Below are 11,430 nucleotides of genomic sequence, written 5' to 3' on the forward strand. Positions count from 1 at the left end.
ACAAGCTATTTGCTCAAAAAACTTCGGGAACATATATAACGGTTTAGACACAAATCCTAATCCGTTTAAAATCATTGCTTTGACAACATGTCCTGCACTGACTTTTTCTCCTGGTTTTGACCCTAATAAATCATTAATTATTTCTACTAATCCAATGGAATCTACGATTCCTGCTACTATCCCTAAATGGTCTATATTTTGTATTTCAACATCTTTTATATCAAACATAAAAACAGAATTTTACAACACAATTCTGTTTAAATTCTCACATTATTATTTCGAGCAAAAATATTTTCTTACTTTTTTAAGAATCTTTTTAGCCTCATCAAAGACTTCAACTCAAAATACTTTTTGATAGATCCCAAATTTAATGAGATAACTTCCCATTAGTCTCATGAATATCTAAGTCTTGTTTAATAAATATGTACTAAAAAATCTCATCCCCTTGGTGTGTGACAGTTAGGGTGCGGAAGATGGGATAAAAGATTATGCTATTGAGTTATTTTCAATCTAGAAATCGATCGGGAATAAATAGGGAAGATAGGTAGGTGCAATTCATCACAAAAATTAAGATGCAGCGACCAAAACTGACTCAATTGGCTCGCCATCATAATCAAAACTGAAATAATCTGATGTCAAAGTTAATTTGACTTGGGAGAAATTTAACAAATCATAAACTGGCTGAGGTGTTGTTACTTTAAAACCACTATTTCTCAGACGATGTAGCCAAGATGATGTATCTTCATGGCGTTCTGTTCTATTTTCATTAACTGCTAAAATATCAATAATTTCTCGACCAAAAAAGCAAGCTTTTAGGGCATTTTTATCGCATTGACTGATGTCTAGAGAATCAATCAGCTTAAATACAATTCCAAAATGATGCCAACAGTTGCAAAAGCGCTTGAGGAAGTCTTGCTCCAGATGATTGACATTGGGTTCAGATAATACAAGTAAATTTGGGTTTAAGGAACGCAATCGCTGTAAAACCAAAGTGCGCACATTTCGCCCCTCAATATCTTTAATGTGGTGCAAAGCAAAGGAAGCATTGATCGTTGGATTATGACAAACCTGTTTCAGGTGGTCCCATTCGTGTTCCGTCAGGTCTTCTACCGCCTTGCAGATAGAAATAAACTCGATATCAATACCAATCTGAGCAGCAGCTTTCTCACAATTTTGCTTGGCTAAATCTAAACTCCATGCCGAGGGTTCTATACCAACAACTAAAATACGTTTGGGCACTATTTTGTGGCTACCTAATTTTGCCAACAAATCCACGACTTGTCGTCCCGTACCAATACCAACGTCGATTAAGGTTATATCATCTTGCTTTTGGCAGGCATCTGCAAGTAAGTTGGTTGCTAACTGGCTGACAGCAGAAATTACCGGTACATCCCGAACTAAGAGGTTGAAGAGATGAATTTGAGGTAAATCGTAAGTTTTGAGATAAAGATTGGCTTTAGCTGCAACTGAGCCAGAAATTCTTTCAGCGAGTGCTCTAGCAAATACCAGGTAATTTACTGCACTGGAGCATTCATCTGTATTCAATTTGTCCAATAATCGGTTTAAAACACTCTGGGCTAATGATTTTTGGTTGAGAGCAATTAAGTTAACAATATGGAACAGTGTTTTTTCGTGCTTAACAGTTCCCTTACCTAAAACATCTAAGGTTGTATTCAATTTTTTGCTTCCTTGTTAATAATTTTCTGTTTTACTTGTTCAAGTTCAATTGAAAAAAGTAATCGGGAATAAACAGGGAAGATGAGTGTTAAGGTTTTGTGTAGATCTCTGAGTTATAAGGAAGCGATACGTCTACGCTGCGCTTGGGCTTGATATTGCATATCCAAACAATCAGATTTGGGTCTTTGGACTCAACACCTAAACTTAATGCGTGCATTAAGGTGGGGGACGCGGGATCCACTGTTTTTTTACAGGGGACAAGAAACCTGTCGTTCTTCCCTGTTAAGAGTTCCCTGTTGACTGTTCCCTTCTTGTTAAAAGGAAAATCCGTGATATTGTTTTCGTAGATAAATTTTGCGATTTTTTAATGCAGGTGGCTCCGATTTTTGAATAATCGGAGACATAATCTTGGCAAACATAAAATCGATTCACCTAGAGGAATGGCTCCTCTCTGGCGTGGAACGAAAACTTATTGAACTCAATGTTCAATCTTTAGAAGGGGATGAGGCAATAATTGATTTGCTTTATGCCCTTCCTCAAAGTGAAAGAAGAAATGATGGGAGGTTAAGAAACAAATATTTAAAACAGTATTCCCACACGAGATTTGGGGGTTGGTGGGTTAGTGGTTTAGATCCACACAATAATTGGCAATCAATGGAGTGGGGAAGATTTAAGCCAGATCAGCCAAGAAGGGAGTGGGATAAACAAAAGCAAAAACATACAGAAAAGTTTGTAAAATATGAGTCTCCCGCGAAAGTAACAAATAGGGTGACATATCTGCGTATTCCGTTACATGTTTGGGAGAAAATAGCCCGAAGGTACAATGTACCAATGCCGGAAAATGTTGTGGTGAACTCTGAAAGAGAAGCTTTAGGTTTTTGGGCTTGGGTGGTGGACAACCCAAAAATCCCAGTTATCTTAACCGAAGGTGAAAAAAAAGCTGGATGTTTGCTTTCCTTAGGTTTTGTAGCTCTAGCACTGCCGGGAATATGGGGCGGTCGGGTAGGGGAGAAAGAATTAGAGAAACTTCACCCAGATTTAATCCCATTAGCTCAAAAGAAACGAGTATTTATAATATTATTCGACTACGAAACCAAGCTAAAAACAAAAAGGAGTATCTTTCAGGCAACAAGAAGAACGGGTCAAAGGCTTATAAATCAAGGTTGTTATTGTGATGTTGCTCTGTTACCTGGTGAAGAGAAAGGTGTTGATGATTGGGTTGTTGCACTCAAGAAAAAAGCTGCCAATGCAGTTGAAGCATTAATTGCAGATCGTTTAACTCTGAAGGAATATCAACAATCATTTTTCATTAATCGAAGCCGAGGCTTAAAAAAATATAAGCCCTCGGTTGTGGTTAATGCTCGTTTTATTTCTGATGCAATCCAACTACCTTCATCAGGTTTGGTAGGACTTTTATCGAGTATGGGTTCAGGTAAAACTGAACTTTTAAATAAATATAGGAATCTGTATCCAGACAAAAGATTTTTAAATAATGGGCATCGAGTGAATCTGCTTAAAAACCTTGCCAAACGGCTGAATACGCAGATGTATACTGCTCTAGGTAACGGAGATTTAGTACGAGCGAATGCATTAAGCATTACGGTAGACTCTTTGTACAAGATGGCCCATAATGTCCAGGAATATGACTGCCTGTTCATTGATGAAGCCTGCCAGTATTTGGTACACCTGCTTCATTCCAAAACTTGCAGGAGAAATCGGGCTGAGATATTAGAAGTTTTAGAATATTTAGTTTATAACTCAAAATTAGTGATTTTGGCGGATGCACATCTCAACGACCTAACCATAGATTTTTTCCGTAAAATGCGCCCAAGGGGAGAAGAGCCAATTATCTTTGAGAATAGATGGAAGTCACCAGGTCGGGATGTTTATTGGTATGAAGGTAATAATAGTAATGATCTAATTGCACAGTTACACAGGAAAATCTTAGAAGGTAAAAAGATTTTTTTGGTTTCTGACTCCAAAAAGTTTATCAAAAAAGTTGAGCACAGTTTATCTGAGATTTCTTTACAAGCTCAAAACCAATTAAAAATTTGGGCAATTCATGGAGATAATTCCGGCTCCCCTGAGAATGTTGATTTTATTGAAAATATAAATGTTGCGATTAAAACAATTGATATTTTATTAGCCAGCCCCAGTATTGGAACTGGCGTCGATATGTCAACAATGCATTTTGATGAAATCCTCGGTGTGTTTCATGGGGTATCCCAAAGTGCAGAAGAATGTGTGCAACAACTATGGCGATATCGCCCCAATGTTCCAATGCATGTTTGGGTTGCTCCTCATCCACCGTTTGGGTATGGACTTACCCATTGGCGAAAGATTAAACAACAGATTCTACAGAAAAACGAACTGACGGCTTTTCTGATTAGAGTCGATCGCAAAACAGGAGCAAGAGGAGCAGAGAAGGATTGGGCACTTGATGCTAACTGCAAAATACAAGCTCAACGCAATTTTTCGATTAATAATCTCAGGGCGGATTTAAGATCACTACTTTCTGAAATGGAATGTAAAATTATTCCTGTGGCTGATGGTGGAAATGAATCAGCCAAAAATTTGATGAAAATTGTTTCCCAAAAAATTGATGAAGAGTATTGCAATTCAGTAACGAATGCAAATTGCATAGATGGCAGAACTTATGATATTCGGCAACGACAGGAATATTTGAAGCCTGAAGAAGTTTTGGAATGCGAAAAATTTCGCATCAAACAAGCTTACGGCATGGCTGTAACGCCAGAGTTGGTAAAAAAAGATGATGGTGGAAAGCTTATCAAAAAAATCATTCAGCTTGAAGCAATACTTGCCGAACCAGTAACTGAAGTAAATGAACAAGGGGAGGAATTTAAATTTCCACCAGATCTGGTAGCGCAACGCGATCGCTCTGAGCGTGAAAGAATGGCAATATGTACCGACTGGCATAATTATTCTGCGAGTTGGCGGATGCGTTCACGTTTAGGTTTGAGAGAAATTTTGCTCTACATGTTTGGTGGAGGAAGGCTTACTGGTTGCGAAGATATGGTGCAAGAACTTGGAGATTTCTCCAAACAATATGCAGTGCATATTAAAGCGATACTTAACTTGACTATCCCTGAGAACAAATCAGGGATGTGGGCGCTGGGGTCATTTCTCAACCAGATTGGGCTTTCCACTGATTTTAAAAGACTTGGTCCTCGCGATCGACGAGTAAAATACTACTTTCTAAATTCTGATGACCTTGCTTTTGCTCAACAAGTTTTGGAATATCGCCAAAAAAAGCGTGATGAGAAAGAACTTAAATTACAAGAACAGAAAGAACGTTCTCAAGCTCATGCAGCTAGAATACAGACTATATATGGTACTGAGGATAATCTTTCCGTGTCCCCACCCCCCAATAATATTATGGAAAACTTTTTAGAAGAGGGTGAGGACACAAACAAGAATAAGTTTTCTGTACCCCAAAAAATCAAAGCTTTTACTCAATTAATCAAAGAAGCTTTTGATTTCGGTATTGAAACAATCAAAGAGTTGATAAAACCACTGGGTTCAGATGAAATAAAATCGGTAATATTTGAGCTAGAAAAAGATAATCCTTTCTTATTTTATAGATTGGTTAAATTAGCTCCAGAATTGGGCATAACTTAATTCCAGGTAACAGCTTGTTTTAAGAAAAATCAGTTTTAATTGCTAAAATATTTAGAAAATGTTAAAAGTACAAAAATTAACTTTTCTAGCTCCTTACCATGCCTCAAGTTTATAGATTGAAAGTAGACAATCACGTTTGTCTATCATCTTCGGAGGAAAATAAATGTATTGTTGCCTTAGCTGATGTTAAGGGTTTTCCCGATTTACCTTTAACGCCAAATGTAAGGGAACCAAACAGCAAAAGCTCTGTTTATAGACAGATTTTAGATTCCTTGTTTGTTGCTCCCGAGAAATTCGGAGATAAACATAGCGGAATTACGATATCGGTTGATTCTGTGAAAGTGATTTCAGAGTATGAATTAGAATTGACAATTTTTGGTCCAAATAAAGGATGCAATCATCATGGTATTCTTAACGGTGGTCATACTGTTTTAGCCTTCAAACATGCAGCACAACTTAAATACAAATTAGACCAAGCTCATGTCAAGGTAATTATCTATTCAGGTTTAACAGAAGAAGCTTGCAAAGATATTGGATTGGCAACAAATACAAATTCTCCCGTTGATATGCGTTCTCGTATGAATGCAAAAGGTCGGTATGATTTTATCAAGAAATATCTTCAGGAATTAGAATTAGAATCTGATAGAAAATTTCGTGTTTCCTATTACCAGAATCAATCGGATGCCCCTTCTTCAACTCATTGTTCAATCAATCATGTAATCAAACTACTAGTATGTCTGGATTGCAATCGCTATAATCCAGATGCGAAAACAAGGAGACACCCAACGATTTCTTCTTTACCTAGAGAAATCAAAGATTCGGATCAAGAAAGAATCTCGAAATTATTGCATTTGTTTTCCCAAGCATTGTGGATAGAAATTAAGCTATACGAAATAATTCATCAATATTTGATTCATCCTCAAAGAAAAGGTGTTGATTCCAATCCTCTAGCATCAATTGATATTAGAAAAAATACCTTACTTTGTGATAGTGAATATTCGTTTGGGTTTGGAGCGCCAGCAGATTTATCTTTACCAATAGTGGCAGCATTTCGCGTCTTCCTAGATTCCGAATATAATTGGGTTTTACCCTTTGATGAGTTTTGCGAAGATTTAATAAAACACCTTTGGAAAACTCACCTTTTAGACTATCTAAAAAAAGAAAAGATAGCCGGGAATTCAATTGGCGCAAGAATTAGCCGCAACAATGAATTGTGGGAGAATCTATATACTTGTGCTTCCATGTATCAAAATAAGCTTTACCGCAACATGATTAGTCAAAAGAACAGCAATAAATCAAAAAATAAAGGGAGAAAATTAATTATTAAATAATGATTAAACACTGTATATATTTGGAATAAAAAATCTCCCACCTGAAACCGGATGGGAGTATTTTTTTATAGGAATTTGATTTAATTAATTTTAGCTATTAACAAAAAGATTATATATTGATTAATAGGATATGCTTTAAAAGCATGATATATTTATCAATATACATCCAAATATCTTCAAGAAATAAGTTAATATTGGATGTTTTTCAGAGAAATTGTATATACATCTATATATGAAGTATAGTGCTTCTTAGATAATTGAGGTCTTTTCTGTTACTCAATTTTGTACTTATTCAACAATTAATAATTGTCATATTTTTAAGGAGAAAGCAGTGAAAATAATAACTTTGTACTTTATTCCTATTTATTTATTGGTAGGTTGCTGTTTTTTTTGGAGATGGCTTTTATTCTCAAGCCGACATCCCAATACCAATGTATTTGATAAATTCTTATCATTTGTAATAATGGCAATCTCTACTGGCCTATGGATTTTTATTGTTCCGATATATGGAGTCAGATTTATCCAAAAAAGAAAGTTAGCATCAATAACAATAATTTCTGTATTATTTATAATTTTATTTATTAGTAAATATTAGTCAAAATAAAGGAATTTGACGAACTCCTTTATTTTTGCAGTTTAATTTTATTTATTTTATTTAAGCATTTTTATTCCAATCTTATCCTCTGGTTGTAAATCAATAGTACTAATGCTACCTCCAGGAACTTGAATCATTTGATTTACAGGATATATGGAGCTGTATTTAGGACATTTGTTTTTCAAAAAACAAGGAGGAGCATTCCTTATGACTGATCTAACAATATTATCTTTAAGAAATATGATATCTACAGACATTAAGTAGTGATTAGTAGTGACTTCTGATATTTCTGGTTTTTTATTCAAAGTAAATAACATTCCTTGGTTAGAAGGTATATCCCATCTGAATCTAAACTTCATTCCCTTACTAATTTGTTTTGGTTGGGAGGCTACTTCGAGTCTAATTGTTTCGTAGCGGTTAAATGTGGCACCGACGTCTAAATATTGTGGATGAGAATTCCATAAAAACAATATTAGGGGAGAAAGTGCAGCAGTCGCACCAGCAACTGGACCTGCAATATTCAAAAATCTTACTAATTTGATAAGAGGTAATTTTTGAAGATGAATCGAATTAATTTTCATATTTTTAATAAGTATTTACTGTTCTTTTTATCGCCTTTTGCTAACGCAACGCTGTCTTCCAAGGAAGAACCTTCGTTTATTTCAATTTGTTGCCCCAGTAAGACTGTAAGGAAGGTGCAAATATAGAGGTGTCTGGACTAGAAGCAGGCTGAGAGAAATGTTTAGCCTTGTTTTCCATAGCAAGTATGCGATCGGTGTCTCGCGAGAATAAAGGTACAATTTGTTCTCTCTGTTCTAGTAATTCTTTTGCACCAATTTCTATTTCTTGATTTTGATAAAATAACTCTCGTGCTGCTTTGTCAACGCATCTAGCCAGTTCAGCGCCAGTGCAATTTATTGTTTTGTTGAGAATCTGACGCCACTCTTGTTCTGATAGAGGATTACCATGTTTATACCTTGGATCAAATTTGGAAAGATGTAAGGTTAAGATCTCTTTTCTCTCATTAGCCTGGGGAAAACCTACCCAAAAAATTTCATCAAATCTACCAACTCTGGTTAATTCGGGTGGTAGAGCTTCTAGTCTGTTAAGGGTAGCCATAACAAAAACTGAACTTCTCTTATCCTGAAGCCATGTTAGTAAAACAGCTAATATAGACTTAGAATTCTTATCGTCGCCACTATGGGGGTCAGCATCAAATAGCTTATCAAATTCGTCAAAATATAAAAGACAAGGAGCACAAGCTTCAACCCTTTGAATTAATTGCTTGAGGTAAATTGCACCGATAGCAGCAACATTAGAAGTATCGACGCTGACTAATGGGAAATCTAAAATTTTGGCACTGACACGAGCAGATAATGTTTTCCCAGTACCGGGTGGACCAACGAGCAAGCAACCTTTTGGTAGAGGTATATTTGCGTGGCGAGCTTTTGGAGAAAAGTCACATTTTACATTGTCGATAAATTTTTTGAGTAAATCGAATCCACCAAATTCAGATAAACCATCTTGGGAGATAAGATCTAGACCCATACTTTGAAAACGTTCAGCTTTATAATTCTGAAGATAGTCAGTCAATAAACGAATATTAGTAGGTGAATATTCAAATAATTTATTTTGTTTATTTAGAGGTTGCTCCCACTTTAATGACGCGCAGGCGAGAGCACATCCAGAGCGTATTTCTTCAGAATTAAGTCCGGAAGCAGCAGTACCAAGAGACGAGATATCGTCTTTATTTAGTTGAATTTTGAGAAAATCCTGAATAATGCCTGGTATCTCACTTACCTCAGGCAATGGTGTTGAAATTATGGGTACTAATTCTTGAAGAGAGTGTGGCATTTTGCTTACCTCATTCGTGAGTAAAATCAAAATTTTATTTAGAGATTGTTTTTGACATAGCTCATAGTAGACATTAGTAATTTGAAAAACTATTTTAGTTTGAAATAAGAAAGGTGTGTTTTCTTGAAAGGAATCAAATATATTTTCAAGAATAAAACAACGAGAGTCTGAACAATTTAATAAGTAACTGAAAGCTGTGAATATATCTTGTGTCTGGGAATTTAAAGTGTCATAAATTGGAGAAAAACTTAATTTGTTATTTGGGCATTCTACATTTTTAAAAATTTCCCAACCATGATTCCATAGATTAAGATTTAATCCTTTTTTTGCAGAGAAATTATATATATTTTTAATGGTTATAATTCGTTCTTTAATCGGTGTATTAATACATATTACTGGTATTTTGGCTTGTAAAAAGATATCTAATTGATGAGATAATTCAAGATTCATTATTCTAAAGACAATCCTTTATTATTAGATATTTGAGTATTTTGTTGTTTTTTAGGTAGTGAAATTTTTGTAAGTTTATTCTCGATGTTAGATACATCTTGAATCGTCATAGAATTCTCAGTAATCTTATTTGATTTATGACTATAGTTAAAAATTAATTGATTACCTTGTTTACGAAATATCTGAATGTTCTCTTTATTACTTATGATACTGTAATCGTTCCCAGTCAAATGAATAGATTTTCCCTTATCTTGAGTAATTTTATTAATAGTTTGAGCAAGCTTTTTAACTTTTGGTAATAAATCTGTATTTGTATGACTTGAATTTTGAGTATTATCTTGCTTGATTATCTGTTGTAAGGCAGGTAAAGAATTTTGGAAAAAGGTAATATCTCTAGGTTCCATTGCATCATAGGTATGACCATCTTTTATTTGGAGTATAACCTTATCCTTATGTTCAATAGTTATATTTCCTTGGAGATCGGCTTGCCAATTGTAATTAGATTTTTTCCCTTGAATTGATACAGGATGACCTTTAAATTTAGCGTATTCAGAGAGGGCATCAGCAATCTTATTTATTTCAACAAAGCGTTGAGAATCTGATTTACCAAATTCTTGAAAAGATGTTGGAATAACATTAGATTGTTTGGTATGGGGAATTTTTCTTACATGATTACTCAGACTTTTTAGTGCTTGAATATCTTTTTGATTTAGATTAGCTTGTATAATTTTTGTGCCTGTGATGCTAGAACGGAACTGCATGACTTGTCTATTATCATTAATTGAATTAACTGTATAAATACCATTTTCCTTAGTAATTCGATAATTTTTACCCTCATAAGTATTATCTTTACTTTGACTATGAAATAACTTTAGTAAAGCTTTGGCATGCTTTTGTCCCTCTGAATTTTTATTAAATTCTTTTATATGTAATCCAACTGCATTTTTCATGTCAGTTGCGATTTGAGATAGATTACTTTTTAAGTCTTGCCAAAATGTAATTTTTTTCGGTTCATTTTTTATTCTTTCCTGGAGAATGGCTTTGTAAGCGTTACTCTCTGCTTGTAAAAGCTTGATTTCTAATTGAAGTTTTTTAAGCTCGGAATTAATTAAAGATTTTAAAGGCTTTTCTAATGATTCTGTTGCTGACATGATTCGCGTTGAAGAAGTTTCAAGGATATCTTTATTTGTCTGACTTTCTTTTATACTGTCTTTACTTTCTTCATTGCTAAGAAAATTAACATATTTTATAGCATCTTCTGGATATTTTAATTCTGGTACATGACTCTCTTTTTGATTATGATATGTTTGAATAATATTATCTTTTTCTGTTTCATTTCCAGTTTCTACAGGGTCTTGAACAGCAGAACTTGAATGTTTTTGAATATCTTGATAATGTCTAAGTTTTTCTATTGAATTTTTAAGTTGTCCAACTGAATTATTAACAATCTGTTTTGATTCCTGAATATGTAACTGAAAATTTTCATAATCTTGTCTAATAGCTTTTATTTCAGAATCTAAATCTCTTCTAATCTCAGGAGAATTTAAATCTTTGATTCCTGATTTTATGTTCTCTGTTGATGCTGAATCTAAATTTATTGTTTCATTTGTATCATCAATGGCATTATTAATAGATTGATTGCTTGTTGTATTTACATTTTTAATATTAGTATTCTGTCTAATTTGAACTTTTATTTTTTTATGAGCTTGACTAGCAGCAGATTTGCCTGAGTAAATAGCTTCATCTAGTTCTTTTATTTCAGAATATAAATCTCTTTTAATCTCAGTAGGTTTTAAATCCAATACCCGTGAATGAAATCGATAAGCAACAAAAAATCTAACAACTAAAGAATTCTATTAAAATGATTTTCTTATTAGGAAATAT

At 34.2% G+C, this 11,430-nt stretch carries 7 protein-coding genes; 2 read left to right on the forward strand and 5 right to left on the reverse strand.

The features are described from left to right. Positions 1 to 228, reverse strand: a 228-nt coding sequence (locus BC008_RS12650) for a DUF4277 domain-containing protein (protein ID WP_153009509.1), incomplete at its 3' end; no start/stop codon positions are given. A gap of 339 nt (positions 229 to 567) precedes the next feature. After that, positions 568 to 1,677, reverse strand: a complete 1,110-nt coding sequence (locus BC008_RS12655) for a GRAS family protein (RefSeq protein ID WP_058183572.1) — start codon at positions 1,675 to 1,677, stop codon at positions 568 to 570. Between the two features lie 408 nt (positions 1,678 to 2,085). Between BC008_RS12655 and BC008_RS12660 the strand changes: the two genes are divergently transcribed. Both BC008_RS12660 and BC008_RS12665 read left to right on the forward strand, forming a co-directional pair. Continuing rightward, positions 2,086 to 5,316: a plasmid replication protein, CyRepA1 family gene (locus BC008_RS12660; protein ID WP_058183573.1), complete on the forward strand. Its 3,231-nt coding sequence runs from the start codon at positions 2,086 to 2,088 to the stop codon at positions 5,314 to 5,316. Between the two features lie 98 nt (positions 5,317 to 5,414). Further along, entirely contained in the window at positions 5,415 to 6,647 is a 1,233-nt protein-coding gene (locus BC008_RS12665) for an AIPR family protein (RefSeq protein ID WP_027845517.1), read from the forward strand. Between the two features lie 651 nt (positions 6,648 to 7,298). Here the strand turns inward: BC008_RS12665 and BC008_RS12670 are convergent. The 3 genes from BC008_RS12670 to BC008_RS12680 all read right to left on the reverse strand — a co-directional run bounded on the left by BC008_RS12670 (position 7,299) and on the right by BC008_RS12680 (position 11,348). Beyond that, positions 7,299 to 7,823: a DUF192 domain-containing protein gene (locus BC008_RS12670; RefSeq protein WP_058183574.1), complete on the reverse strand. Its 525-nt coding sequence runs from the start codon at positions 7,821 to 7,823 to the stop codon at positions 7,299 to 7,301. Positions 7,824 to 7,899: 76 nt separating this feature from the next. Continuing rightward, positions 7,900 to 9,096 (reverse strand): ATP-binding protein, encoded by a 1,197-nt coding sequence (locus BC008_RS12675; RefSeq protein WP_235595861.1) that lies wholly within the window; start codon positions 9,094 to 9,096, stop codon positions 7,900 to 7,902. A gap of 449 nt (positions 9,097 to 9,545) precedes the next feature. Then, the gene (locus BC008_RS12680; protein ID WP_027845514.1) at positions 9,546 to 11,348 is read right to left on the reverse strand and encodes a hypothetical protein; all 1,803 of its coding nucleotides are present in this window, start codon (positions 11,346 to 11,348) and stop codon (positions 9,546 to 9,548) included. Between the last annotated feature and the right edge of the window lie 82 nt (positions 11,349 to 11,430).

This window comes from Mastigocoleus testarum BC008, assembly GCF_001456025.1.
Lineage (GTDB): Bacteria > Cyanobacteriota > Cyanobacteriia > Cyanobacteriales > Nostocaceae > Mastigocoleus > Mastigocoleus testarum.

Excerpts from the sequence above, each read along its gene's own strand:
- BC008_RS12665 (WP_027845517.1), top strand. The coding sequence starts at position 5,415 with ATGCCTCAAGTTTATAGATTGAAAGTAGACAATCACGTTTGTCTATCA.
- BC008_RS12670 (WP_058183574.1), bottom strand. The coding sequence starts at position 7,823 with ATGAAAATTAATTCGATTCATCTTCAAAAATTACCTCTTATCAAATTA.
- BC008_RS12675 (WP_235595861.1), bottom strand. The coding sequence starts at position 9,096 with ATGCCACACTCTCTTCAAGAATTAGTACCCATAATTTCAACACCATTG.